The organism is Serratia sp. HRI, assembly GCF_010119335.3.
Taxonomy (GTDB): Bacteria; Pseudomonadota; Gammaproteobacteria; order Enterobacterales; family Enterobacteriaceae; genus Serratia; species Serratia nevei.
On the sequence record NZ_CP083690.1, the window covers coordinates 3,568,142 to 3,593,027 of the forward strand.

The following is a 24,886-nucleotide window of genomic DNA, read 5'->3' on the forward strand; positions in this document are numbered from 1 at the left end:
ACGAATGATGTGGCGATTATAAAATCTTGCTGCCGATCTCCACGTCGAAATCGGTTTTCAGCAAGACGGTGCCTTGATCCCGGGTGACCGCAGCAAGTACCAGCACTTCGGATTTAAATCCAGCAACCCGCCTGGCGGGGAAATTAACGACGGAGATGACTTTTTTGCCGAGCAGATCATCTTTCTGATAGTTTTCGCATAATTGCGCCGAGCTGTTTTTAATGCCAATTTCTTCGCCGAAATCAATGCGCAGCTTATAGGCGGGCTTTAACGCCTTGTCGTTATATTCCACGGAAATAATTTCGCCAATACGCATATCCAGTTTCATAAAATCAGTGATTTCGGCCATAAGTCAGTCCAGTTAATTAAGTGGCTTCAGGAAGGCTAGCAAAGGGGAATTATTCCGACAACGCCGCCAGGAGGGGAATAGTTATACCGGATGTAGCAATTAATTTACATTGTCGTAACGGGGTGAGATTAATTATAAGCTTGGTGAATTATATAAAATTGAAACGTCATTATTTCCCGCAAGTGTGTTCATTACGCAGGCTTGGGGGGCCGGTGTCGGTGCTGTTAAGCCAGTGTTAAATTGGTTAGTATGTTCCGCATTAACTCATCAGCCGCATTTTTCAGGTAGTGATATGGAAATAACTCAGCGCGAAAAACGCGATCGGCGAAAGGCATTTATCGCGCCGTTTTTCCTGATATTAATATGGTCGACCGGCTTTATTGCCGCGCGGGCGGTGGCGGATCATGCCGATCCCAACCTTTTCCTGACTTTTCGCTTTTTGATCGCCGCTGCGGTATTCGCCCTGCTGGCGCTGCATTGCGCCTGGCCCAAGGGGCGACAGTTCGTGATGCACCTGCTGACCGGCATGCTGATGAACGGCGTTTACCTCGCCGCAAGCTGGTGGGCGGTGGCGAACGGCCTGGCGGCCGGGGTGATGTCGCTCATTGGCGGATTGCAGCCGCTGTTCACCGCGCTGATTTTCGCGCTGGTGCTGCGCAAATCGATAGGGTTGCGTTCCTGGGCCGGGCTGGCGGTCGGTTTTATCGGCGTTGCGCTGGTGCTCTCCCCTCGGCTGACCGGTATCGACGTCGGCAATATGGCGCTGTTGCCGATCCTGATGGGCTTTGGCAGCATCGTCGCGCTGACGATCGGCATCATGGTGCAGAAGTCTTCGCTGGCGGCGGCCGATCTGCGGGCGGCAGGCGCCATTCAGCACCTCGGCGCCGCGATCGTGACCGGCGTGCTGGCGGCCGTGATGGGCTCCGGCGCCTGGGACAATTCGCCGACGCTGTGGTTCTCGCTGCTGTGGTCGGCCGGCGTGTTGTCGCTGGGCGGCACCGCGCTGTTTATCTGGATGGTGCGCCACGGCGATTTGACTCGCATTACCGCGCTGATGCTGCTGGTGCCGCCGGCGGCGGCGCTGCAGGCGTACATGCTGTTTGGCGAGGCGCTGTCGCTACTGCAGTTGGCGGGATTTGTGCTGACGCTGCTGGGGGTCGCCATCGTACAGCGAATTCGCCTGCTGCGGCGCTCTCGCCTGGCCGAATAGTCTGCAACAGGAAGTGCCGTAGAGCCCGCGCTGCCGGGCTTTTTTATGGTTCATCGCGCTTTACCGGGGAACGCTGCTTTGATTTTCAGGAAGAAGTAAGCGTTATCCCGGTATCCATAGGCCATCCGCTTCATCACTTTTATCTTATTGTTCATCCCTTCCAGCACGCTGGTATTCAACCTGTGTCTGGCACTCGCGATGATGCCACCGGCATACCCTTTCAGTTTCTCGGCGAAGTGTTGCAACGCCTTGATTCCGCTTTCCTGAGACTGCCTGTACCAGCTTGTCCAGCGCCTCCATGCCTCTTGTTCACTCGGGGCGTACCACAGTTCTTTCAGCGTCGTTTTCATCAGCCAGACCACATTCAACGGCTGATTCGCCTCCAGCAACTCCGTGAGCTTTACCTCATGCCCTTCGGGCAGGTTTTCTGGGTTGCGCAGCAGCAGCCAGCGGCTGCGTTTGATGACCTGACGCGATTTTGGGTTATCACGGAGTTGATTGGCCTGGTCGACGCGGACCCGGTCGATAACCTCCCGGCCATACTTTGCCACCACATGGAACAAGTCATAGACCACTTCCGCCTGCGGGCAGTGATGCCTGACCTCCAGGTCTAACGCCGTATTCATATCCATGGCGACAGACTGGATAGCAGCACAGCCTTCAGCGCCCAGCCAGACGAAGAAGGGGCGGAAGGCCGCTCTGCTGCGGCCTTCGCCCACCCACAACACCTGTTGCGTATCCGCATCCATCACCACGGTGGCATAGCGATGTCCTTTGAACAGGGCGAACTCATCCATCACCAGACGGCGGAGGGTATGGCGCTGCGGCTCTGTTCGTTCCCGCAGCAGACGCCGGTAGTCGATATTCTTGACCGTATGCCAGTGCAGTCCGGTGAGTTGTGCAACATGTTTAATCGGCAGTAAACGGGTCAGTGACTCAACCCATACGGATAGCGTCGTGGTATATCTCTGGCGTTCAGGCAACCAGCTGATTTTTTCGGTGGTGACCCCGCAATGGGGGCAACACAGGCGCCGGACGGGGACGTTGAGCCAGACGACCCAATCGAGCAGCTGGCGTTCACGCACTCGGCGGAAGGAAACATCATGCACAACAGGAACCTGCCGTTCACAGCGCCGGCAGCAGGGGGGGACGGCAGAATCAGGCTGGAGCTGGATAAGCAGGGAGTTGGCAGAAGGATGCGAGAAGGAATTGACGACAAAGCCTTCCCAGAACAGGGAGCAAAGGTTAGCATTCATAGTGACGGCAGTTTTGAAGGTTTAGGGTGTGTTTTGGCGAATACAAACCTAAACGTTCTGACTGCCGTTTTCTATTGGTTCACGCTAAAGCGCGATGAACCTTTTTTATTGGCTGAAAAATGGCCAACATCACAAAACCGAAAGATAACAAAGCAACGCCGTTGCCTCGTCACACTTATTAACTATATGTTAATTTTTGGTTTATTAAATGTGATCATGGGATGGATGATGATGAAAAAAATCAGCGCTACCGTAGCTGCAATCACCTTACTGGGCTCCGTTTCCGCCTATGCGGTCTTCCCGGCGGGCTACCCCGCCGACTATCAGAAACGGGTCGACGGCGCGAAGAAAGAAGGCAAGGTGGTGATTTACTCGACCACCGACACCAAGGCGGCGGCGCCGCTGATCCAGGGGTTCGAGGTGTTGTATCCGGGCATCAAGGTGGAATACAACGACATGAACAGTACCGAACTGTATAACCGCTTCATCAGCGAGCAGGCGGCCGGCGGCACCAGCGGCGACGTGGTGTGGAGCTCGTCGATGGACACCATTTTGAAACTGGCGGGCGATTACGCACAGGAATACGCCTCCCCCGAGCAGGCTAAGCTGCCGAAATGGGCGGTATGGCAAGATAAGGTGTATGGCACCACCTATGAGCCGGTGGTGTTTATCTATAACAAACGCCTGATCCCGCAAGGCGATGTGCCGGATTCGCACGCGGCGCTGGCTAAACTGATCGCCGGCCAGACGGACAAATTCAAGAAGAAAGTCACCACGTACGACATCGAAAAATCCGGCGTCGGCTTCATGCTGTCGGTGCAGGACTTCAAGGCCGATCCTAACTACTTCAAAACGCTGGCCGACGTGGCCAAGGGTGGGCTGGCGGTACAATCCTCCACCGGCACCATGATGGAGCGCGTCTCCTCCGGTGAAAACCTGATCGGCTTCAATATCCTCGGTTCGTACGCCGAGGCCCGCGCCAAGAGCGATCCGTCGCTCGGCATCGTCTATCCGAAAGACTATACCCTGGTGCTGTCGCGCGTGAGCTTCATCAGCAAAGAGGCCGGCAACCCTAACGCCGCCAAGCTGTGGTTCGACTACGTGCTGTCGGAGAAAGGGCAAAATATTCTCGCCAATCAGGCGGATATCCCCTCGATCCGCAACGACATCGAAGGCAAGAACGACATTGACGGCATGACCAAGCTGCTGGGCAACGCGCTCAAGCCGATTCCGGTCGATGACAGCCTGCTGGAATACCTGCAGCCGGCCAAACGCCTCGACTACATCAAACAATGGCGCGCCGCCGCGGCGAAATAACAGGGACTGCATTCGGACGTGCGCCTGCCTTAGCGGCGCGCGCCCTTTGGTCGGCGTTTACAACCATAGGGAGCATTTATGCAAGCATGGCGCAGAAAGTGGCAGAGCCTGCCGCGCGGCCTGGTGGTGTTGATAACCGCACTGGTTATCTATGTCCCCCTGTCGTTTATCATCATTCAAAGCTTCCTCTCGGCACCGTTCTTCTCTCCCTCCAAGGTCTTCAGCCTGGAGGCCTTCGAGTTCATCTTTACCGATCCTGATTTCTACAAGGCGCTGAAGAGCGGCTTTATTCTGGCATTCGGGCTGGTGATCATCGCCATCCCGCTCGGCGGCATTTTGGCCTTCCTGATGGTGCGCACCGATCTGCCGGGGCGGCGGATCATCGAGCCGCTGATTCTGGTGCCGATCTTCGTGTCGCCGATGGTGCTGGGCTTCGGCTACGTGGTGGCGGCGGGGCCGGTGGGTTTCTTCTCGCTGTGGGCGGAGGCGCTGCTGGGCTTCGTGCCGTGGAATATCTATTCGATGGCCAGCATCGTGGTGATTGCCGGATTGACGCACGTACCCCACGCGTATCTGTATATCTCCTCGGCGCTGCGCAGCGTGGGCTCCGACGTTGAAGAAGCGGCGCGCACCGCCGGCGCCACGCCGCTGCAGGTCATGACCGCCGTCAGTCTGCCGATGGTGCGGCCGTCTATCCTGTATGCCGGAGTGCTGCTGTTCTTCCTCGGGCTGGAAGTGTTCGGCCTGATGCTGGTGCTGGGGGATCCGGAGGGCAACCTGGTGCTGGCGACCTACCTGTACCAGTTGACCAACAAGCTGGGCACGCCGTCTTACCACCTGATGGCGGCGGTGGCGGTGGTGCTGATCTGCATCACCATTCCGCTGGTGATGCTGCAGCGCCGGCTGATGCGTACCGCCAACCGCTTCGTCACCGTCAAGGGCAAAGCCTCGCAGGCCCGTGCGCTGCCGCTGGGCAAATGGCGCTGGGTGGCCGGCGCGGTGGTGGTGTTTTGGCTGACCGTCACCATCGGCGTGCCGCTGATCGGCGTGGTGCTGCGCGCCTTTATCTCCAACTGGGGCGTGGGCGTGTCTGTTTGGGACGAGCTGTCGATCAACACCTTCCGCACCATCTGGGCGCAGCCCAACCTGCTGCGCGCCATCGTCAACTCAATGGCGATTGGGGTGATCGGCGGGGCGTTGGCGGTGGCGTGCTACCTGTTTATCGGCATCGCCATGCACCGCAAGCCGGATGGCGCCACGCGCTTCCTCGACTACAGCGTGCTGGTACCGCGCGCGGTGCCGGGGCTGCTGGCCGGTCTGGCATTCCTGTGGGTGTTTCTGTTCCTGCCGATGTGGCTGGACAAATCGCTCAAGGAGGGCTGGCTGTCGGCGCTGCCGATGGCCGAGTGGCTGCGTGCTAACTGGATTGTCTGGCTGCGTTCGCTGCGCAGCACCATCTTCAGCGTCTGGCTGGCGTATACCGTGGTGTGGATGGCTTACGGCCTGCGGCTGATCTCTTCCACGCTGCTGCAGGTGGGGCCGGAGCTGGAGGAGGCGGCGCGCAGCGCCGGCGCCAGCCGCGGCCAGATCACCCGCCACGTCACCATTCCGCTGTCGCGCTACGGCCTGATCGGCTCCTGGCTGCTGATGTTCCTGATCTTTGAACGCGAATATTCCACCGGGGTGTATCTGCTGTCTCCGGGCACGGAAACCATCGGCTCGATGCTGGTTTCCCTGTGGGCCGCGGGCGCCATCGATATCGTCGCCGCGCTGTCGTTCATCAATATCCTGCTGGTGGTGCTGGGGCTGGGGATCGCCTTGCGCTTTGGAGTGAAATTACATGATTGAACTTTCGGTAGAGAACCTGCATTTGACCTATGGCGACAACCCGGTGCTGAAAGGGGTGTCGATGGATCTGAAACGGGGCGAAGTGGTCTCGCTGCTGGGCCCGTCGGGCAGCGGAAAAACCACGCTGCTGCGGGCGGTGGCCGGGCTGGAGAAACCAAGCCAGGGGCGGATCGTCATCGGCAACAGCGCGGTGTACAACGGCAGCGCGCGCAGCGAAATTCCCGCCGAAGAGCGCAACCTGGGGCTGGTGTTTCAGTCCTACGCGCTGTGGCCGCATAAAACGGTGTTTGAGAACGTCGCTTACCCGCTGAAGCTGCGTAAGATCGCCTCGGCGGAAATCACCCAGCGGGTGCAGGCGGTGCTGGATCAGCTCGGGTTGGGGCATCTGGCCAAGCGCCATCCGCATCAGCTTTCCGGCGGCCAGCAGCAGCGCGTGGCGATTGGGCGTGCGCTGGTCTACAACCCGCCGGTGATCCTGCTGGACGAGCCGCTGTCCAACCTTGACGCCAAGCTGCGCGAAGAGGCGCGGGTATTCCTGCGCGAGTTGATCATCAAGCTCGGTCTGTCGGCGCTGATGGTGACCCACGATCAGAATGAGGCGATGGCCATCTCCGATCGCATCTTGCTGCTCAATAACGGCAAAATCGAACAGCAGGGTACGCCGCAGGAGATGTACGGTTCACCCACCACGCTGTTCACCGCCGAGTTCATGGGCAGCAACAACCGCTTGCCGGGCAAGATCGTGGCGCTGGAAGGCGATCGGGCGCGCATCGAAGGCAAGGACTGGGCGCTGTGGGGCAAAGCGGGCGAAGGCGTGCAGGTTGGCCAGGAGGGCTCGGCGGTGATCCGCGTGGAGCGCGTGCGGTTGGGCGAAGATCCGCAGGGCAACCAGCTTGAGCTGCCGCTGTTGACCAGCATGTATCTCGGCGATCGCTGGGAATACCTGTTCCGCACCGTGGCCGAGGATTTCGTGGTGCGCGCCTATGGCCACGAAGCGCGCGATCGGGCGCTGTGCCGGCTCTCCCTGCCGGCCGATCATCTGTGGATATTCCCGAAAGCCTAGTCAGGACGCCCGCAGGCGCGAGCGCTCCGTTTACAGATCCAGCACCAGCCGATTGCCTTTGGCGCGCGAGCAGCAGATCAACAGAGTTTGCTGCGCCGCGCGCTCTTCGTCACTGAGATACTGATCGCGGTGATCGGCTTCTCCTTCGACGATGCGGGTTTCGCAGGTGCCGCAAATGCCTTCGCGGCACAGGCACTCGACCTTGGCCGCTTTGCTGTTTTCCAGCGCCTGCAGGATGGTCATGTCTTCCGCCACTTCAAGCTCAATACCCGACCGGGCCAGCACCAGCGTAAAGGCGCCGCCCGCCGTGTCTTCGGCGGCGAAGGCTTCGCTGTGCAAGCGACCGGGGGCGATGCCCAGTTCGGCGGCGGTTCGGTAAACCGCCTCGTTCAGCGCCGCCGGGCCGCAGACGTAGATATGTGCGCCGGGCTCCACGTCGGCCAGCGTGCGCGCCAGATCCAACCGGCCGTTAAGACTGGAGACATGGCAACTGACGTTGTCGGTGAACGGCGCTTGCGTCAGCTGCTGCTGGAAGGCGTTGTGTTCCTCGCTGTGGAAGCAGTAGTGCAGATGATAGCGTTGCCCGCTGCGCTGCAGCTCGTGCAGATGAGCCATAAACGGCGTGATGCCGATGCCGCCGGCGATCAGCACGTGATGCTGCGCCTCCGGCGCCAGCGCGAACAGGTTATTGGGGGTGCTGATGGTCAGCGTATCGCCGATCGCCAGCCGATCGTGCATGAAGTCGGAACCGCCTTTGGAAGGGGACTCGCGGCGCACGGCGATCTGGTAACGGTCGAGCTCGAACGGTGAGCTCAGCAGCGAATAGGCGTTGCTGTAACGCTGCTCGCCGTCCTGCATTTGCACGATGATGTGGCTGCCGCCGCTGAAGGCGGGCAGCGGCCGGCCTTGCGGATCCGCCAGGGTAAAGCGCTTGACCTGCGCGGTGACGGGTTCGATGTCGACGACGCGAACATCAAGCATCTGATAGCTGGTCATTCATTGGCTCCAAAGCGCGGGCGTCCCCGCGCATGAAAAAGTTATACCGCCTGGCACAGGTATTTGAGCTCCAGATAGTCTTCGATGCCGTATTCGGAGCCTTCACGCCCCAGGCCCGACTGCTTCACCCCGCCGAACGGCGCCACCTCGTTGGAGATAAGGCCGGTATTGATGCCGACCATGCCGTACTCCAGCCGCTCCGAAACGCGCCAGATGCGCGCCGCATCGCGGGTGTAGAAGTAGGCGGCCAAGCCGTAGATGGTGTCGTTGGCCTGGCGGATCGCTTCGGCTTCGTCATCGAACACCACCAGCGGCGCGACCGGGCCAAAGATCTCTTCTTCCAGCAACAGCGAGCCGGGCTGCACGTCGCCCAGCACCGTCGGCGTGAAGAAATTGCCGCCCAGCGCGTGCGGCGTGGCGCCGGTCAGCACCTGAGCGCCTTTGTTCAGCGCGTCATCGAGCAGCTCCAGCACCTTGTCGCGCGCCTTGCGGTTGATCAGCGGGCCGATCTGCACGCCGGGTTCGAAGCCGTTGCCGACCTGCAGCGCCGCCACGCGGGCGACAAACTTCTCGGCGAACTGCGGGTAAACGCCGCGCTGCACGTAGAACCGATTGACGCAGACGCAGGTCTGCCCGGCGTTGCGGTATTTGGCGATCAGCGCGCCTTCCACCGCAGCATCGATGTCCGCATCGTCAAACACGATGAACGGCGCGTTGCCGCCCAGCTCCAGCGACACTTTCTTGATGGTGTCCGCGCTCTGGCGCATCAGCAGCCTGCCCACCGGCGTGGAGCCGGTAAAGCTCAGCTTGCGCACCTGCGGGTGGCGGGTCAGCTCGGCGCCGATCGCCTGCGAGTTGCCGGTCACCACGTTGAATACCCCGGCGGGAATGCCGGCGCGCTCGGCCAGCTCGGCCATCGCCAGCGCCGAGTAAGGGGTTTCGTTGGCGGGTTTGACCACCAGCGTGCAGCCGGCCGCCAGTGCCGGCGCGGCCTTGCGGGTGATCATCGCCGCCGGGAAGTTCCAGGGCGTGATCGCCGCGCACACGCCGATGCCCTGCTTCAGCACCATCAGGCGTTTATCGCCGCTCGGCGAGGGAATGATGTCGCCATTGGTGCGCTTGGCCTGTTCGGCGAACCATTCGATAAAGGAGGCGGCGTAGCGGATCTCGCCCAGCGACTCCGCCAGCGGCTTGCCTTGCTCCAGCGTCATCAGGCTGGCCAGATCCTGCTGGTGTTCCAGCATCAGTTCGAACCAGCGGCGCAGCAGCTGCGCGCGTTGCTGTGCCGGCTGCGCGCGCCAGCCTTCCAGCGCCTGCTGGGCGGCGTCGATCGCCCGTTGGGTTTCTGCCGTCGCCATGTTGGGCACGCTGCCGATGAGTTGGCCGGTGGCGGGATCGCTCACCGGCAGGGTTTCCTGGTTGTCGGCATCGCGCCATTGCCCGTTGATGTAGGCTTGTTGGCGGAATAGCGCCCGATCGAAAATATTCACAAAGAACCTCACAAGTCAGGGGGAGGGGGCCCGTGGGCCCCGTCGCATCAGGGTTGATAAACCTGCGCCAGCAGATTGTGGAAGTGGGCGATGCCGTGTTCGCTGACGCCGCTGCCGGCGCCGTCGGCCATGATGCGCCCCTGGCCGCGATAGCCGCGCGATTTGAGGCCTTTTTGCACGCTCTCCACCAGCCGCAAATCTTCCGGGCGGAACACGTCGCGGTACCAGTCGATCAGTTTGAGCTGTTCGTCGCTCAAATCGGCGTTGGTGAAGTAGATGTCGTAGTGCTGCAGGGTGGTTTCCGCATCGACCGGGAACTCATAGATCACCGTCATCATGCCTTCCAGCGGCGGCATGTTGAACATGGTGCACGGCCACAGCCAGATGCCGTGGAAGCTGGCTTCTTTACCCTCTTCAAACTTGAACGACTGCTCGGAAGGGCGGGCGTAGCCGAACTGCAGCGTCCAGTTGCCGTGCAGGGTGTGCCAGTAGCGGTCGACCTGCACCGAGTCGGCGAAGCCGGGGTGTGCCGGGCCGCAGTGGTAGCACTCGAGGTAGTTGTCGACGATGTTCTTCCAGTTGGCCGGGGTTCGGGTGACGAAGCGCGCCGCCAGCTTGAGATCGTCTACCTGTGGGCAGGCTTCGCGCACTTTGGCGCCGAGGCCCGGCAGCTGGTCTTCCACCGTGCCGGCCTGCGAGTCCAGATTAACGTAGATAAACCCGGCGTACTCTTCGACCCGCACCGGCATCAGGTGCGAGTTTTCCTTATCGAAGTTCTGCACGTTTTCGCAGTTGCGCGCGTGCGCCAGTTCGCCGTCCAGCTTGAACGCCCAGGCGTGATAAGGGCAGGTGATGACGTTTTTCGCCCGGCCGTCGCCCGCCAGCAGCTGGTGGCCGCGGTGCGGGCAGACGTTGTAAAAGGCGCGCAGCACGTTGTCGCGGCCACGCACCACCAGAATGTTTTCACCGATGATCTCGCGGGTGATGTAGTCGTTCGGTTGGGCAAGCTCGCTGCGGTGCGCCACGCAAATCCAGCTGGTGGCGAACACCTGCTCTTTTTCGTGCTCGAACGCCGCCTGGTGGGTATAGAACCGGGCCGGAATGGTGTAGGCCTCGCGGGCGTCGGCGCAGAAATCTTTCGGTAAGGTAAATTCAGGGATCAGAGTGCTCATAAGTTAACCTTCCTCTTTTCTTATTGTCATTTCGCCATAGGGCGCGGTTGATACGACGATGGAGCAGAGAGTTCGGCGGCCGGCGGCGCCTCGGGCAGCGCCGGCGCGCTGCTTTCGATCAGGTGAGCCGGAATGGCCGCGTAGTCCTGCTTCAGCCAGCGGGCAAAGCCGTAGGTTTTCACCAGCAGCACCAGCAGGAACGGCAGCGCGGTCAGGATCACCGTGGTTTTCATGGTGTCCAGCGAGGCGCCGGTGAACAGGATCGACAGCGGGATCAGGGTGATCACCACGCACCAGAACAGGCGCAGCATCGGGCTGGGATCTTGCCCCTCCTGCAGGTTGCGGGTGCTGGTGGCGGCCATGGTGTAGGCCACGGCGTCCATGTGCGAGGCCAGGAAAATGATCATGATGAACAGATAGGCGGCCAGGAACAGTTTGCCGAGCGGCAGCGCCGTCAGCAGCATCTGCACGGCGGTTTCGCCGCCCTGGGTGTTGAGGATCTCCGGCACGTTGAGCTGCCCGCTGATGAACTGATGCATGGCGTAGCTTTCCAGCGAGCCGAAGAAGAACCAGCAGCCGAGGGTGCTGCCGAGCAGCAGCGCCCAGATCACCTCTTTAATCTTGCGGCCGCGCGAGACGCGGGTGACGAACATCGCCACGCCCGGGGTGTAAGAAATCCACCACAGCCAGTAGAACACCGTCCAGCTGCGGCTGAAGCTGCCGTCGCCCATCGGATCGGTAAACAGACTCATCTGCAGGAAGTTTTGCGCCGTCAGGCCGATGGCGTTGATGGTGTTGTTGATGGTGAATTCGGTGGGGCCGACCAGCAGCACCAGCCCGGCGAAGACGAAAGCGCCCCAGCCGACCATTTTGCTCAGGCGCTGCATGCCGCCGTCGATGCCGATGTAGGAGCTGAGACAGAAGATCACCGCCGCCAGCAGGATCACCGTCGCCTGCACCACGAAATTGTCGGGGATGCCGGTCAGCGCCGTCAGCCCGCGAGTAAAGGTGGAGGCGGTCAGCACCAGCGAAATGGTGAGGGCGCCGACGGTGGCGACCAGGAAGATCAGATCCACCATCCGCCCAATCGGGCCGTTGGCGCGCACGCCGGTGATGGCGGAAATGATCCCCGACAGGCTGAGCCCTTTGTTCTTACGCACGTGGAAGTGGTAGGCCATGATCAGCGAGGCGAGGGCATAGGTTGCCCAGGCGCTCAGGCCCCAGTGGAAGAAGGAGTAGCTGATGCTGTATTCCAGCGCCTTCGGGGTGCGCGGCGCGATGTTCAGCCCCGGCGTCTGGTAGTAATACGCCCATTCCATCACCCCCCAGTACAGGGTGGACGAGCCCAGGCCGGCGCAGATGAACATGAACAGCCAGGCCAGCGTGGAGTATTGCGGTTTGCCTTCGCCGAGGCGGATGTTGCCGTATTTGCTCAACGCCAGATACAGCACCACCAGCAGGGCGATCAGCACCAGGATTTGAATGGTTGAACCGAACAGCCGGGTGACGCCGTTGAAAATGGTGTTGGCGATAAGCGCGGATTGAGCCGGAAAGAGCATCAGGCAAATGGCGATCAGCGCAATACTGCACAGGCTGATGGCGATGAGCGTGACATCCTTTTTAGGGTTGCTCTGCATGGGAGTGAACTCCTGTTATCGGTGGTGGGCCGGTGCGCGAAGCGTAGGGTGCGCCCGGGCCTTATTGGTTTGAACCCTTTGTTTTGTTACACCGCGAGGAGCAAACGCCCCGGCAGAACGCCGCCGGCAGTATTTACTCTTCATTAACATTTTCGAGTGTGCACAAATTACAGGAGGGCCACAATTGGGGCATCTGTAAAAGGATAAAACACAGTATGTAAACAATTTGTTGTGATCTTGGCCGGGGTATTGGCGTGCTTTCTGCGGTGGTTTTCAGCGGATTTGCGGCGGCGATCGAAGCGGAAAAACGGACGTGGCAAAGCAGGGCGCGAAAGGGCGCCCCGCACAGGAAAATCGGTGATGCTTAGCGTTGCAGCAGGGCGGCGATCGCCTGGCCGACTTGCTGGGTGGAGGCATCGCCGCGCATGTCCGGCGTGCGCGGCCCGTCGGCGATGATACGCTCGATCGCCTGCAGGATGCCGTCATGCGCCTGGCGGTAACGGGCATCGCCGTCGCCGAGGAAGTCCAGCATCATCGCGCCGCTCCAGATCATGGCGATCGGGTTGGCGATGTTCTTGCCGAAAATGTCCGGCGCCGAGCCGTGCACCGGTTCGAACAGCGACGGGAAGTTGCGCTCCGGGTTCAGGTTGGCCGACGGCGCAATGCCGATGGTGCCGGTGCAGGCCGGGCCGAGATCCGACAAAATATCGCCGAACAGGTTGGAGGCGACCACCACGTCGAAGCGTTCGGGGTTCAGCACGAAGCGCGCGCACAGAATATCGATGTGCTGTTTGTCCCAGGCGATATCGGGGTACTGGCGCGCCATCTCTGCCACGCGCTCATCCCAGTACGGCATGCTGATGGCCATGCCGTTGGACTTGGTGGCGGCGGTCAGGCGTTTGCGCGGGCGCTGCTGCGCCAGCTCGAAGGCGTATTTCAGGATGCGGTCCACGCCCTGGCGGGTGAAAACCGATTCCTGGATCACCATCTCGCGTTCGGTGCCTTCGAACATCCGCCCGCCGAGCGAGGAGTATTCCCCTTCGGTATTTTCGCGCACCACGTAGAAATCGATGTCGCCCGGCTGTTTGTTCGCCAGCGGGCAGGGCACGCCGGGAAACAGCCGCACCGGGCGCAGGTTGACGTACTGCTCGAAGTCGCGGCGGAATTTCAGCAGCGAACCCCACAGCGAAATGTGATCGGGCACCGTATCCGGCCAGCCGACGGCGCCGAAGTAGATGGCGTCGAAGCCCTTGAGCTGCTCAAACCAATCGCCCGGCATCATCTGGCCGTGGTGCTGGTAGTAGTCGCAGCTGGCCCACTCGAAGGTGTCGAATTCCAGCGACAGATCCCAGCGCGCCGCCGCCGCCTGCAATACCCGTATGCCTTCCGGCAACACTTCCCGCCCGATACCGTCCCCGGGGATAGCGGCAATCTTGTAAGTTTTGCTCATACAGAGGTCTCATTTGTAGGTAGGGGAGATTGACAACACTCTTATCCTATAATTGACTAACTGTTAATCAATCTCGAAAACGGTGAAACATAAAACACGAATCATGAACAATATGCCGATCCTGAGTGACCTGCGGGTGTTCGTGCTGGTGGCGCGCCGCGCCGGGTTTGCCGCCGCCGCCGAAGAGCTGGGCGTGTCGCCGGCCTTTATCAGCAAACGTATCGCGTTGCTGGAAAAGGCGCTGGACGTGTCGCTGCTGCACCGCACCACGCGGCGGGTGGCGATCACCGAGGACGGCGAACGCATCTACGAATGGGCGCAGCGCATTCTCAACGACGTCGATCAGATGATGGACGAGCTGTCCGAGGTGCGCCAGGCGCCGCAGGGCATGCTGCGCGTGGTCAGCAGCTTCGGCTTCGGCCGGCGCTTCGTGGCCCCGGCGCTGTCGGCGCTGGCGTGGGAGTATCCGCAGCTGGAGCTGCGGCTTGACGTGTCCGATCGGTTGGTGGATCTGGTCAGCGAAGGGTTCGATCTGGATATCCGCATCGGCGACGATATCGCCCCTAATCTGATCGCGCGCAAGCTGGCGGACAACCAGCGCATCCTGTGCGCTTCGCCGGCGTATCTGCAGCGCCACGGCGTGCCGAAAAGCGTGGCGGAGCTGGCGGGCCGCGCTTGCCTGGTGATCAAGGAGCGCGATCACCCGTTCGGGCTGTGGCGGCTGCAGGGGCCGGGCGGCGAAGAGACGGTGAAAGTGACGGGGGCGCTGGCGTCGAACCACGGCGAAATCGTGCACCAGTGGTGCCTGGACGGGCAGGGCGTTGCGCTGCGTTCCGCCTGGGACGTGAAAGAGAACATCGACAGCGGCAGATTGGTGCACATTCTGCCGGAGTATTTTCAGCCGGCCAACATCTGGGCGGTGTACGTTTCCCGGCTGGCAACGTCGGCGAAAGTGCGGGTGACGGTCGAATTTTTGCGCGACTATTTCCGTGAGCACTACGGCGAAACGGGGGCGGCGAGTGAAAATCCGCCGCGGCCCTGAGGCCAAAAATGTGCGCCAGATCATCTTATGCTCGTAAAACTCCCCTCCGTTACTTGTGGAACTGTTGCACCTGTTCCTTTTGCCAAAACTTTGGTTTATGCTCAGCTGAAGCGTTTCAGTTGAGACACTCTTCGACAGAAATGCCGATGTGACGGCGGCGAAAAGCCGCTGAAGCGCGGGAATAATGCAAACGCGGCGATTCACAGCGGGCGGTGCGATCCACTACTCTATGCGGGTTAGTGAGACAACCAGTCAGCGCCGGCCCGGCGCCGGTGAGTCAGCCCGGCGGGGACGGCCCTTTTTCAGGAGCAGCATGACCATCCGCATAGCGATAAACGGCTTTGGCCGCATCGGCCGCAGCGTATTGCGCGCACTGTACGAATCGGGACGACGGGCGGAAATCTCCGTGGTGGCGATCAACGAGCTGGCGAATGCCGAGGGCATGGCCCATCTGCTGAAGTACGATTCCAGCCACGGTCGCTTCGCCTGGGATGTGCGGCAAGAGTGCGACACGCTGAGCGTTGGAGACGACGCGATTCGCCTGTTGCATCAGCCGGCGATGGAGCAGTTGCCCTGGGGCGAGCTGGGCGTCGACGTGGTGCTGGATTGCAGCGGCGTGTACGGCAGCCGGGCGGATGGCGAAGCCCATCTGGCGGCGGGGGCGAAGAAAGTGCTGTTCGCCCATCCGGGCGGCAACGATCTGGACGCTACCATCGTGTTCGGCGTCAACCATCAGACGCTGTTGGCGGAACATCGCATCGTGTCCAACGCTTCGTGCACCACCAACTGCATTATTCCGGTGATCAAGCTGCTGGACGACGCCTACAGCATCGAATCCGGCACCGTGACCACCATTCACTCGGCGATGAACGATCAGCCGGTGATCGACGCGTATCACGCGGATTTGCGGCGCACCCGCGCGGCGAGCCAGTCGATCATTCCGGTCGACACCAAGCTGGCCGCGGGCATCACCCGTATCTTCCCGCAGTTTTGCGATCGCTTCGAGGCGATCTCGGTGCGCGTGCCGACCATCAACGTGACGGCTATCGATCTCAGCGTCAGCGTGAGCGCCGCGGTGAAGGTGGCGGAGGTCAACCAGCTGTTGCAAAAGGCCGCACGGGAATCATTTCGTGGTATAGTTGACTACACGGAATTACCATTGGTCTCGATCGATTTTAACCATGACCCGCACAGCGCTATCGTCGACGGTACGCAGACCCGGGTCAGCGGGCAGCACCTGATAAAGACCTTGGTCTGGTGCGACAATGAATGGGGCTTTGCCAATCGGATGTTGGATACCACACGGGCAATGGCCGCCAGCGGTTTCTAGTACGGCGGCGCCGGCGTGACGGGCGCGCTGCTCAGGCAATTTTATAGAGATTCAATAAAGAGGGTTCACCATGTCTGTAATTAAGATGACCGATCTGGATCTGGCGGGTAAACGCGTACTGATCCGCTCCGATCTGAACGTGCCGGTAAAAGACGGTAAAGTGACTTCCGACGCGCGTATCCGCGCTTCCCTGCCGACTATCGAAGCTGCGCTGAAGCAAGGCGCCCGCGTGATGGTAACCTCCCACCTGGGTCGTCCTACCGAAGGCGAGTACAACGAAGAATTCTCCCTGCTGCCTGTGGTCAACTACCTGAAAGATCACCTGAAATCCCCAGTGCGCCTGGCGAAGGATTATCTGGATGGCGTCGACGTCGCCGAAGGCGAACTGGTGGTGCTGGAAAACGTCCGTTTCAACAAGGGCGAGAAGAAAGACGACGAAACCCTGTCCAAGAAATACGCGGCGCTGTGCGACGTGTACGTGATGGACGCGTTCGGCACCGCGCACCGCGCGCAGGCTTCCACCCACGGCGTGGGCAAGTTTGCGCCTGTCGCCTGTGCCGGCCCGCTGCTGTCCGCCGAGCTGGAAGCGTTGGGCAAGGCCCTGGGCAACCCGGCCCGTCCGATGGTCGCCATCGTGGGCGGTTCTAAAGTGTCCACCAAACTGACCGTGCTGGATTCCCTGTCCAAAATCGCCGATCAGCTGATCGTCGGCGGCGGCATCGCCAACACCTTCGTGGCGGCGCAGGGCAACAACGTGGGCCAGTCCCTGTACGAGCCTGACCTGATCCCGAACGCGCAGAAACTGCTGGAAACCTGCGACATCCCGGTTCCGACCGACGTGCGCGTCGCGACCGAGTTCTCCGAAACCGCGACCGCAACCGTGAAGCAGGCCAACGAGATCCAGGACAACGAGCAAATTCTGGATATGGGCGACGTCTCTGCCGAGCGTCTGGCCGTTATCCTGAAGAACGCCAAGACCATTCTGTGGAATGGCCCGGTTGGCGTATTCGAGTTCCCTAACTTCCGTAAGGGCACCGAAATTGTCGCCCGCGCGATCGCCGATAGCGACGCTTTCTCTATCGCTGGCGGCGGCGACACTCTGGCAGCCATCGATCTGTTCGGTATCGCTGACAAAATTTCCTACATCTCCACCGGCGGTGGCGCATTCCTGGAATTCGTTGAAGGGAAACCGCTGCCTGCAGTCGTGATGCTGGAAGAGCGCGCTAAGCAGTAATTCAGACAACGGGAGGCGAAAGCCGCCCGTTTGTTTTATACCGCGCGGCTAATGCTGCGCGGCGTGAAAACATCGATTTACATCCATCTACGGCCGACGAAACAGGACAAAGTAACATGTCTAAAATTTTTGATTTCGTAAAACCGGGTGTCATCACGGGTGATGACGTTCAGAAAGTCTTCGCAGTTGCTAAAGAGAACAACTTTGCGCTGCCAGCGGTAAACTGCGTGGGTACCGACTCCATCAACGCAGTGCTGGAAGCCGCGGCTAAAGTGCGCGCGCCGGTCATCGTTCAGTTCTCCAACGGCGGCGCCGCGTTCATCGCCGGCAAAGGCGTGAAGACCGATGTGCCTCAGGGCGCAGCGATTCTGGGCGCTATCTCTGGCGCACACCACGTTCACCAGATGGCTGAACACTACGGCGTGCCGGTGATCCTGCACACCGACCACTGCGCGAAGAAACTGCTGCCATGGTTGGACGGCCTGCTGGACGCCGGCGAGAAGCACTTCGCCGCTACCGGCAAACCGCTGTTCTCTTCCCACATGATCGATCTGTCTGAAGAGTCTCTGGAAGAAAACATCGAGATCTGCAGCGCCTACCTGAAGCGCATGGCCAAAATCGGCATGACGCTGGAAATCGAACTGGGCTGCACCGGCGGTGAAGAAGATGGCGTGGACAACAGCCATATGGATGCATCCGCTCTGTACACCCAGCCGGAAGACGTGGCTTACGCGTACGAAAAACTGAACGCCATCAGCCCGCGCTTCACCATCGCTGCCTCCTTCGGTAACGTGCACGGCGTGTACAAGCCAGGCAACGTCAAGCTGACCCCGACCATCCTGCGTGATTCTCAGGACTACGTGTCCAAGAAATTCAACCTGCCGCACAACAGCCTGAACTTCGTGTTCCACGGCGGTTCCGGTTCTACCGACGCAGAGATCAAAGAGTCTGTGGGTTACGGCGTGATCAAGATGAACATCGACACCGACACTCAATGGGCGACCTGGGACGGCATCCTGCAGTACTACAAAGCGAACGAAGCTTACCTGCAGGGCCAGCTGGGCAACCCGAAAGGCGCCGATCAGCCGAACAAGAAATACTACGATCCACGCGTATGGCTGCGCGCAGCGCAGACCAGCATGGTGACGCGTCTGGAGCAGGCCTTCAAAGATCTGAACGCGGTAGACGTTCTGTAATCTTCGGCACCTGTTGCACGATGCAAAAGGCTCCCTGCGGGGAGCCTTTTTCGTTTTCAGCCCAGCAGGCCGGCGCCGACGTTGATAGACAAGCCCAGGATCAGCATGTTGAACGCGAAGGAGATCACCGACTGCAGCAGGGTGACCTTTCGTACCTCCGCCGCCCCGACCGCCACATCGGCGGTTTGCGACGCCACCGCAATGGTGAAGGAGAAGTAGGCGAAATCCAGATAGGTCGGCTCGGTGAGGTTGCCGGGGAACAGCAGCGGCAAGGGATCCTGCTGTGCGCCCTGGCGATAAAACTGGTGGGCATAGTGCATGGTGAAGGCGGTCGGCAGCAGCAGCCAAGAGACCACCAGCGTGGCACCGGTCAGCAGCAAATGCAGCGTCTTCAGAGAGCCGGCCACCTGTTTGGCGCTGCTCAGTTCAAACAGGATCGCGAGTAAACTGACCAGGCAACCAAGGCTGACCAGCGTCAGCACCATACTGGCGCTTTCATCCTGCCGCCGGGCGATCTGGCGAATGTGCTGCGGCGTGCTGATCAGCATCAGCCGCCAGAGAAACAGCAGGTAGAGCCAGGCCAGCGTATTCCAGCCGATCATCAGGCGCTGCAGCAGCGAGAGTTGGGCGGGCAGCAGCAGAAAGCACAGCAGCCCGGCGCCGACGGAAAACAGCAGCCTGGGCCGAACTTGCCAATAGTGTTTGAGCGAAGAGCGAATGTGCATGATTAACGGATCCCTTGTCGTGAAATGGCCAACGCGCTGTTCTCAGCATAGAAGAAGCGGCGGGCGGTTTCGGCTATTTTTAACGCTGACGGTTGGCATGAGCCTTTAATGTTGGTTACCCTTAGGCGGTGGTTTCCTACTGGCCGCCGAGGCCAGTGTATTTTTGCGAGTTTCTCCCGTTAGGGACTGAGTTAGGACGACACGAATGAAAGATTTGAATGTAGTAGACGGCATCAACGGTGCCAGCGACTGGTTGGTGAAGAACCAGGATCTGTTGATCCAGTACGCGGTGAATATCGTCGCCGCCATCGTTATCCTGATCATTGGTTCGATCGTGGCCCGCGTGGTCGGCAATGCGCTGAACCGCGTGATGAAGCTGCGCGGCATCGACGCCACTGTGGCAGATTTCCTGTCGGCGATCGTGCGCTACGGCGTGCTGGCGTTCACCTTCATCGCGGTGCTGGGGCGCGTCGGCGTGCAGACCACCTCGGTGATCGCCGTGCTGGGTGCCGCCGGTTTGGCCGTCGGTCTGGCGCTGCAAGGGTCGCTGTCCAACTTCGCCGCCGGCGTGCTGCTGGTGATCTTCCGCCCGCTGCGCGTGGGTGAATATGTCGATCTGGGTGGCGTGGCCGGTACCGTCGATCAGGTGCAGATTTTCTCCACCTCCCTGCGTACCGCAGACAACAAAACCATCGTGGTGCCGAACGGTAAAATCATCGCCGGCAACATCATCAACTACTCCCGCGAGCCGAATCGCCGCGTGGATATCGTCGTGGGCGTGGCCTACAACGCCGATATCGACGTGGTGAAGAAGGTGCTGGGCGACGTGATCGCCGCCGACAAGCGCATCATGCACGCCAAAGGCGTGACCGTGCGTCTGAACGAGATGGCGCCGTCTTCCCTGAACTTCGTCACCCGCTCCTGGACCACCAACGCGGAATACTGGAACGTGTACTTCGATCTGATGGAAAACTTCAAGCGCGCGCTAGATGCCAACAATATCGGCATTCCGTTCCCGCAGATGGACGTGCATCTGTATCGCACCGAAGACGCTTCCGCCAAGGCGGAATAACAGAGAGGGGGCTTTGGCCCCCTTTTTTATGGCAGGCCGGGACGTCACCGATGGCGTCTCGGCCTTTTCTTTTCCGCGAGTTCAGGCGCCGGCGGCCGGCTCGGCGAGCGGCGCACGGCCGCGCAGGCTGAGGCGATAGAGCAGGAAGATGGCGACCGCGCCCAGCAATGCCGGCAGCGCCAGCCAGAGGAAAAACGCTTCCGCCGAACCGGCGGCGGTCATCATCCAGGCGCCGAGCATCGAGCCGACGATCGAACCGAAACGGCCATTGGCCATGGCCCAGCTGACGCCGGTCACGCGGGCCGCGGTCGGGTAAAGGGTGGCGGAGACCAGATTCAGGCCGTTTTGCGCGCCGGCCACGCCGAAACCGATGAGGAACACAACGGCGGCCAGCGTATAGACGTCGCCCATCAGGTAACCGGTCGCGCCGATCACCAGCGCGGCGCCCAGGTAGGAGACGGCCAGCACGCGGTAGGGGCCGACGCGATCCATCAGCAGCGCCATCAGGATGGCGCCCAGGGTGCCACCGAGCGGCACCATCGCTCCGATGCGCGAGGCGTGGGCGATATCGTAACCGGCGTCTTTGAGGATCGTCGGCAGCCAGCTGGTAAGCAGGTAGAACACGAACAGCGAGCAGAAGAACGCCGCCCACAGCAGCAGGGTGCGCACGGCGCGCCCTTCGATAAACAGGTGCGAGATCGGCGACTTGGCCTGTGCCGGGCGCTCGTCATCGACGATGGTGCCCCCCGTCCAACGCCGGCCGGTGATACGCTCGACCACCCGGCGTAGCCGATCGGCATGTTTGGCGTTGGCGGCCATAAAGCGTACCGACTCGGGCATCTGCCAGGCCAGCAGCGGCAGCAGCGCCAATGGCGCAATGCCGCCGACCAGCAGCACGCCGCGCCAGCCGAATGCCGGGATGAGCTGCCCGGCCAGCAGCCCGCCCAGGGCCAACCCGGCGGTAAAGCCGCTCCAGCTCAGGGTGACCATCAGCATGCGGCGGCGCGCCGGTGAGTACTCCGAGCTGAGAGTAATGCAGGTCGGTATCGCGCCCCCGAGGCCAATGCCGGTGATGAAGCGCAGCAAGGTCAGGGATTCTATCGATTGCGTATAGGCCGAAGCCAGGGTGCAGCCGCCAAACACCAGCACCGCGACGAGCAGTACACGTTTGCGGCCGATGGCGTCGGCGATCGGCCCGAACAGCAGGCTGCCGAGCAGCAGGCCGAACAGCCCCGCGCCGAAGGCGGGAGAGAGCTGCGCGGGGTGCAGGCCCCACTCTTCACGCAGCGCCGGGGCGATATAGCCGATGATGGCGGTATCGAAGCCGTCCAGCAGGGCGATCAGGAAACACAGGGTTAGGATGAGGATTTGATAAGGCGAGATCCTGGCGCGATCGATGATTTCGCTGATGCGAGCGGTATCTGGGCTCATGAGGGTTCCACTGTTATTAAGCTGTTGTGGGCTGGCTGAGGGGCCGTTCAGGCCGCTGTGGCTGGCATCGCGTAGAAACCCGAGTATACACCAGAGGGGGGACGTTGCGGGGAGAGGGAGTCGATGATAATCGCCCGCCACAGGAGGCTCCTGTGGCGGGCGATGGTGAGGTTATTTGGCCAGCAGTTCCCGGCGCATGATCTCGGCGCCCGCACTCAAGGCATTCAGCTTGCCGCTGGCGACCTGACGAGGCAGGGGAGCCATGCCGCAGTTGGTCGACGGATAGAGCTTGTCGGCATCGACAAACTGCAGCGCTTTGCGCAGCGTAGCGGCCACTTCCTCCGGCGTCTCAATGGTATGATTCGCCACATCAATGGCACCGACCATCACTTTCTTACCGCGAATCAGTTCAAGCAGATCCATCGGCACGTGCGAGTTATGGCACTCCAGCGAGATAATATCGATAGTAGACGTTTGCAGCTTGGGGAACGCCTCTTCATATTGCCGCCACTCAGAGCCCAGCGTCTTTTTCCAGTCGGTGTTGGCCTTAATGCCGTATCCATAGCAGATATGTACGGCTGTTTCACACTTAAGCCCCTCAACGGCCCTTTCCAGGGCGGCGATGCCCCAGTCATTCACCTCGTCAAAGAACACGTTAAATGCGGGCTCATCAAACTGAATAATGTCGACGCCGGCGGCCTCGAGCTCTTTGGCTTCCTGATTGAGGATCTTGGCGAATTCCCAGGCCAATTTTTCGCGGCTTTTATAGTGGTTGTCATAGAGCGTGTCGATCATGGTCATCGGCCCCGGCAGGGCCCATTTAATCGGCTGCTTGGTCAGCTGGCGTAAAAATTTGGCGTCTTCAACGAAAACGGGCTTTTGGCGCGCGACCGCACCCACGACGGTTGGCACGCTCGCCTCATAGCGATTGCGAATTTTAACCACTTCGCGTTTCTCGAAGTCGACGCCGCTGAGGTGCTCGATAAACGTCGTGACGAAGTGCTGGCGCGTTTGCTCGCCATCGCTGACGATATCGATGCCGGCCTGTTGTTGTTCAGCCAGCGACAAACGCAAGGCGTCCTGTTTCCCTTCGATTAATTCTTCATTCTGCAATTTCCAGGGCGACCACAGGGTTTCAGGCTGGGCCAGCCAGGAAGGTTTAGGCAAGCTGCCGGCGGTCGAGGTAGGGAGCAATATTTTCATAATAGATGACCTGTATTTAAGTGAATCAAAGCGCGTAGTGAGCAGACCATTGTTCAAGAATGGGCTTGTAGGGCTTGATAAATTGCTCTTCCGTAAATTTCCCCTGCTCAATCGCTAACCGGCTACGCTCTTCGCGATCGTAAACAATCTTGGTTAATGAATGATCCTGGTTATTCAGGCTTGGCTGATAGCATTGCCCCGCCGCCGAGTTGGCATTGTAAATTTCAGGCCGATAGATTTTCTGGAAGGTCTCCATCGTGCTGATGGTGCCGATCAGTTCCAGATCGGTGTAATCGCTCAGCAAATCGCCGGGGAAATAAAACGCCAGGGGCGCAACGCTATTTTTCGGCATGAAGTAGCGCACCTGCAGGCCCATTTTTTTAAAATACCGGTCGGTCAGCGACGCGCCGTCTTGCCGATACTCGTCGCCCAACACCGGATGTTGATTGCCCGTCCGATGATAGGTGTCTTTGCTGGACACGCTGAGGCAGATCACCGGCGGTTTGCTGAAATTCTCATGGTATGCGTTTGAATTGACGAAGTGCTTAAAGATATTGCCGTGCAAATCGCCGAAATCATCCGGAATGTTGAACTCCGCCGTGTTTTTATTGTGCGCCGGCAGCAAGACGCTAAAATCGTAATCGCGCACGTAAGACGAGAAGTTATTCCCGACGATGCCCTCAAGACGCTTTTGCGTTTTTTTATCAATGATGTTGGTTTTCAGGATTTCGATCACCGGGAAGCTGGCACCCTGATCTTCAACGCGCATCTCAACCGAAATGATTTCAAGCTCGACCGAATAGCGGTCGGCCTTGGGATTATCCCAATGCGCCAACGAATTGAAGCGATTGTTAATCATCACCAGCGTGTTGCGCAGGTTCTCCCGGCGGTTTTCCCCTCTGGCCAAATTGGCGAAGTTGGTGGTGATACGCGTACTTTCAGAAGGGTTATAATCTTCATCGAAAGAACTGCTCTTAATCGTAAAGGCAAAGTCTCTATTCATGGTCTTATAGTATCCTGTTATATGATATGAAGGCTGGATTTATCCATTTATTTCAATGGGTTGTTTTTTCTCTTTTTTTATTCAGCCGATTTCATATTGTCTGTCGTTAATGAGGTCTATTTTTGCCAGAGTCCCGAAGGGAGTGAAAGAGACTTAATTTCATTACTACATGAGCGGTATTCATGATCTGGCGTTCGGGCCGGTTGGCCGCCGTTGCCCTGCGGCGCAAACCGCCAACGTACGGGCCGGCAACCTGGTGCAGCCTGAAAAATTACGGGTATAATCCCCCCATGACCCCACGGCTTCAGACACGAACATGACAAAACTCACCTTACAAGAGCAGATGCTCAAAGCGGGCTTGGTAACCAGCAAGAAAATGGCCAAAGTCCAAAGAACGGCTAAAAAATCACGCGTTCAGGCCCGTGAGGCCAGAGAGGCGGTGGAAGAGAATAAAAAGGCGCAGCTTGAGCGCGATAAGCAGCTGAGCGAGCAGCAAAAGCAGGCCGCGCTGTCCAAAGAATACAAGGCGCAGGTGAAGCAGCTGATCGAGATGAACCGCATCGTCCTGGCGAAAGGCGATATCGGTTTCAACTTCACCGACGGTAACCTGATCAAGAAAATCCTGGTGGATAAGGCGACGCAGACCCAGCTGATCAATGGCCGTCTCGCCATTGCCCGCTTGGTGGTCGAGAACCGCGAAGAGTGTGAATACGCGATTATCCCCGCGAGCGTCGCCGATAAAATCGCGCAGCGCGATGCGGCCAGCATTGTGCTGCACAGCGCGCTGAGTCAGGAAGAGCAGGATGAAGACGATCCGTACGCCGACTTTAAAGTGCCCGACGATTTGATGTGGTAAGCCGCG

21 protein-coding genes are annotated in these 24,886 nt (G+C 59.8%); 10 read left to right on the forward strand and 11 right to left on the reverse strand.

Going from position 1 to position 24,886, the window contains the following annotated elements:
* Positions 1-16: 16 nt before the first annotated feature.
* Positions 17-349 carry a tRNA-binding protein gene (locus GF111_RS17080; RefSeq protein ID WP_038871108.1) on the reverse strand — a complete coding sequence of 111 codons (333 nt, stop codon included), beginning with the start codon at positions 347-349 and terminating at the stop codon, positions 17-19.
* A gap of 292 nt (positions 350-641) precedes the next feature.
* Here GF111_RS17080 and GF111_RS17085 point away from each other — a divergent pair, with 292 nt between their 5' ends.
* Positions 642-1,559, forward strand: coding sequence for a DMT family transporter (locus GF111_RS17085; RefSeq protein ID WP_047729886.1), 918 nt, complete (start codon positions 642-644; stop codon positions 1,557-1,559).
* A gap of 50 nt (positions 1,560-1,609) precedes the next feature.
* Here GF111_RS17085 and GF111_RS17090 read toward each other — a convergent pair whose 3' ends face one another.
* Positions 1,610-2,815, reverse strand: a complete 1,206-nt coding sequence (locus GF111_RS17090) for an ISL3 family transposase (RefSeq protein ID WP_071845362.1) — start codon at positions 2,813-2,815, stop codon at positions 1,610-1,612.
* A gap of 228 nt (positions 2,816-3,043) precedes the next feature.
* On the opposite strand from GF111_RS17090, the gene GF111_RS17095 reads away from it, so the two are divergent.
* The 3 genes from GF111_RS17095 to GF111_RS17105 all read left to right on the forward strand — a co-directional run bounded on the left by GF111_RS17095 (position 3,044) and on the right by GF111_RS17105 (position 7,043).
* Positions 3,044-4,132, forward strand: a complete 1,089-nt coding sequence (locus GF111_RS17095; protein ID WP_224217857.1) for an ABC transporter substrate-binding protein — start codon at positions 3,044-3,046, stop codon at positions 4,130-4,132.
* Between the two features lie 78 nt (positions 4,133-4,210).
* Entirely contained in the window at positions 4,211-5,980 is a 1,770-nt protein-coding gene (locus GF111_RS17100) for an iron ABC transporter permease (protein WP_004931567.1), read from the forward strand.
* Positions 5,973-7,043, forward strand: a complete 1,071-nt coding sequence (locus GF111_RS17105; protein ID WP_147190562.1) for an ABC transporter ATP-binding protein — start codon at positions 5,973-5,975, stop codon at positions 7,041-7,043. Before GF111_RS17100 ends, GF111_RS17105 begins: the two co-directional genes overlap by 8 nt.
* Before the next feature lie 30 nt (positions 7,044-7,073).
* Here the strand turns inward: GF111_RS17105 and GF111_RS17110 are convergent, their stop codons facing one another.
* The 5 genes from GF111_RS17110 to GF111_RS17130 all read right to left on the reverse strand — a co-directional run bounded on the left by GF111_RS17110 (position 7,074) and on the right by GF111_RS17130 (position 13,788).
* Positions 7,074-8,039: a PDR/VanB family oxidoreductase gene (locus tag GF111_RS17110; protein WP_038871117.1), complete on the reverse strand. Its 966-nt coding sequence runs from the start codon at positions 8,037-8,039 to the stop codon at positions 7,074-7,076.
* A gap of 41 nt (positions 8,040-8,080) precedes the next feature.
* Complete coding sequence (locus tag GF111_RS17115) at positions 8,081-9,529, reverse strand: NAD-dependent succinate-semialdehyde dehydrogenase (protein WP_147190564.1); 1,449 nt, start codon at positions 9,527-9,529, stop codon at positions 8,081-8,083.
* A gap of 47 nt (positions 9,530-9,576) precedes the next feature.
* The gene (locus tag GF111_RS17120) at positions 9,577-10,701 is read right to left on the reverse strand and encodes an aromatic ring-hydroxylating dioxygenase subunit alpha (protein WP_038871122.1); all 1,125 of its coding nucleotides are present in this window, start codon (positions 10,699-10,701) and stop codon (positions 9,577-9,579) included.
* Between the two features lie 26 nt (positions 10,702-10,727).
* Positions 10,728-12,338: a BCCT family transporter gene (locus tag GF111_RS17125; RefSeq protein WP_038871123.1), complete on the reverse strand. Its 1,611-nt coding sequence runs from the start codon at positions 12,336-12,338 to the stop codon at positions 10,728-10,730.
* A gap of 364 nt (positions 12,339-12,702) precedes the next feature.
* Positions 12,703-13,788, reverse strand: a complete 1,086-nt coding sequence (locus GF111_RS17130; RefSeq protein ID WP_038871125.1) for a tartrate dehydrogenase — start codon at positions 13,786-13,788, stop codon at positions 12,703-12,705.
* Between the two features lie 82 nt (positions 13,789-13,870).
* On the opposite strand from GF111_RS17130, the gene GF111_RS17135 reads away from it, so the two are divergent.
* The 4 genes from GF111_RS17135 (at position 13,871) to fbaA (ending at position 18,590) form a co-directional block, all read left to right on the forward strand.
* The gene (locus GF111_RS17135; RefSeq protein ID WP_277312938.1) at positions 13,871-14,830 is read left to right on the forward strand and encodes a LysR substrate-binding domain-containing protein; all 960 of its coding nucleotides are present in this window, start codon (positions 13,871-13,873) and stop codon (positions 14,828-14,830) included.
* 313 nt (positions 14,831-15,143) lie between these two features.
* Positions 15,144-16,160 carry an erythrose-4-phosphate dehydrogenase gene (gene epd, locus GF111_RS17140; protein ID WP_047729892.1) on the forward strand — a complete coding sequence of 339 codons (1,017 nt, stop codon included), beginning with the start codon at positions 15,144-15,146 and terminating at the stop codon, positions 16,158-16,160.
* Between the two features lie 70 nt (positions 16,161-16,230).
* On the forward strand, positions 16,231-17,394 hold the full coding sequence (gene pgk, locus GF111_RS17145; protein WP_025160206.1) for a phosphoglycerate kinase: 1,164 nt from the start codon (positions 16,231-16,233) through the stop codon (positions 17,392-17,394).
* Between the two features lie 116 nt (positions 17,395-17,510).
* Entirely contained in the window at positions 17,511-18,590 is a 1,080-nt protein-coding gene (gene fbaA, locus GF111_RS17150) for a class II fructose-bisphosphate aldolase (RefSeq protein ID WP_025304179.1), read from the forward strand.
* A 56-nt stretch (positions 18,591-18,646) separates the two neighbouring features.
* Here fbaA and GF111_RS17155 read toward each other — a convergent pair whose 3' ends face one another.
* Positions 18,647-19,315: a DUF1345 domain-containing protein gene (locus GF111_RS17155; protein WP_048234646.1), complete on the reverse strand. Its 669-nt coding sequence runs from the start codon at positions 19,313-19,315 to the stop codon at positions 18,647-18,649.
* A gap of 205 nt (positions 19,316-19,520) precedes the next feature.
* Between GF111_RS17155 and mscS the strand changes: the two genes are divergently transcribed.
* A complete protein-coding gene (gene mscS, locus GF111_RS17160) occupies positions 19,521-20,387 on the forward strand; it encodes a small-conductance mechanosensitive channel MscS (protein ID WP_047729894.1) in 867 nt (288 codons plus the stop codon).
* A gap of 81 nt (positions 20,388-20,468) precedes the next feature.
* On the opposite strand, the gene GF111_RS17165 is transcribed toward mscS, so the two are convergent.
* The 3 genes from GF111_RS17165 to GF111_RS17175 form a co-directional block, all read right to left on the reverse strand.
* Positions 20,469-21,818, reverse strand: coding sequence for an aromatic acid/H+ symport family MFS transporter (locus GF111_RS17165; protein ID WP_147190568.1), 1,350 nt, complete (start codon positions 21,816-21,818; stop codon positions 20,469-20,471).
* A gap of 171 nt (positions 21,819-21,989) precedes the next feature.
* Positions 21,990-23,021: a methionine synthase gene (locus GF111_RS17170; RefSeq protein WP_147190570.1), complete on the reverse strand. Its 1,032-nt coding sequence runs from the start codon at positions 23,019-23,021 to the stop codon at positions 21,990-21,992.
* Between the two features lie 25 nt (positions 23,022-23,046).
* On the reverse strand, positions 23,047-24,024 hold the full coding sequence (locus GF111_RS17175; RefSeq protein WP_047729897.1) for a DUF1852 domain-containing protein: 978 nt from the start codon (positions 24,022-24,024) through the stop codon (positions 23,047-23,049).
* 316 nt (positions 24,025-24,340) lie between these two features.
* On the opposite strand from GF111_RS17175, the gene GF111_RS17180 reads away from it, so the two are divergent.
* Positions 24,341-24,880: a DUF2058 domain-containing protein gene (locus GF111_RS17180; RefSeq protein WP_025160208.1), complete on the forward strand. Its 540-nt coding sequence runs from the start codon at positions 24,341-24,343 to the stop codon at positions 24,878-24,880.
* Positions 24,881-24,886: the final 6 nt, after the last annotated feature.

Excerpts from the sequence above, each read along its gene's own strand:
- GF111_RS17080 (WP_038871108.1), bottom strand. The coding sequence starts at position 349 with ATGGCCGAAATCACTGATTTTATGAAACTGGATATGCGTATTGGCGAA.
- GF111_RS17085 (WP_047729886.1), top strand. The coding sequence starts at position 642 with ATGGAAATAACTCAGCGCGAAAAACGCGATCGGCGAAAGGCATTTATC.
- GF111_RS17090 (WP_071845362.1), bottom strand. The coding sequence starts at position 2,815 with ATGAATGCTAACCTTTGCTCCCTGTTCTGGGAAGGCTTTGTCGTCAAT.
- GF111_RS17095 (WP_224217857.1), top strand. The coding sequence starts at position 3,044 with ATGATGAAAAAAATCAGCGCTACCGTAGCTGCAATCACCTTACTGGGC.
- GF111_RS17100 (WP_004931567.1), top strand. The coding sequence starts at position 4,211 with ATGCAAGCATGGCGCAGAAAGTGGCAGAGCCTGCCGCGCGGCCTGGTG.
- GF111_RS17105 (WP_147190562.1), top strand. The coding sequence starts at position 5,973 with ATGATTGAACTTTCGGTAGAGAACCTGCATTTGACCTATGGCGACAAC.
- GF111_RS17110 (WP_038871117.1), bottom strand. The coding sequence starts at position 8,039 with ATGACCAGCTATCAGATGCTTGATGTTCGCGTCGTCGACATCGAACCC.
- GF111_RS17120 (WP_038871122.1), bottom strand. The coding sequence starts at position 10,701 with ATGAGCACTCTGATCCCTGAATTTACCTTACCGAAAGATTTCTGCGCC.
- GF111_RS17125 (WP_038871123.1), bottom strand. The coding sequence starts at position 12,338 with ATGCAGAGCAACCCTAAAAAGGATGTCACGCTCATCGCCATCAGCCTG.
- GF111_RS17130 (WP_038871125.1), bottom strand. The coding sequence starts at position 13,788 with ATGAGCAAAACTTACAAGATTGCCGCTATCCCCGGGGACGGTATCGGG.
- epd (WP_047729892.1), top strand. The coding sequence starts at position 15,144 with ATGACCATCCGCATAGCGATAAACGGCTTTGGCCGCATCGGCCGCAGC.
- pgk (WP_025160206.1), top strand. The coding sequence starts at position 16,231 with ATGTCTGTAATTAAGATGACCGATCTGGATCTGGCGGGTAAACGCGTA.
- fbaA (WP_025304179.1), top strand. The coding sequence starts at position 17,511 with ATGTCTAAAATTTTTGATTTCGTAAAACCGGGTGTCATCACGGGTGAT.
- GF111_RS17155 (WP_048234646.1), bottom strand. The coding sequence starts at position 19,315 with ATGCACATTCGCTCTTCGCTCAAACACTATTGGCAAGTTCGGCCCAGG.
- mscS (WP_047729894.1), top strand. The coding sequence starts at position 19,521 with ATGAAAGATTTGAATGTAGTAGACGGCATCAACGGTGCCAGCGACTGG.
- GF111_RS17165 (WP_147190568.1), bottom strand. The coding sequence starts at position 21,818 with ATGAGCCCAGATACCGCTCGCATCAGCGAAATCATCGATCGCGCCAGG.
- GF111_RS17170 (WP_147190570.1), bottom strand. The coding sequence starts at position 23,021 with ATGAAAATATTGCTCCCTACCTCGACCGCCGGCAGCTTGCCTAAACCT.
- GF111_RS17175 (WP_047729897.1), bottom strand. The coding sequence starts at position 24,024 with ATGAATAGAGACTTTGCCTTTACGATTAAGAGCAGTTCTTTCGATGAA.
- GF111_RS17180 (WP_025160208.1), top strand. The coding sequence starts at position 24,341 with ATGACAAAACTCACCTTACAAGAGCAGATGCTCAAAGCGGGCTTGGTA.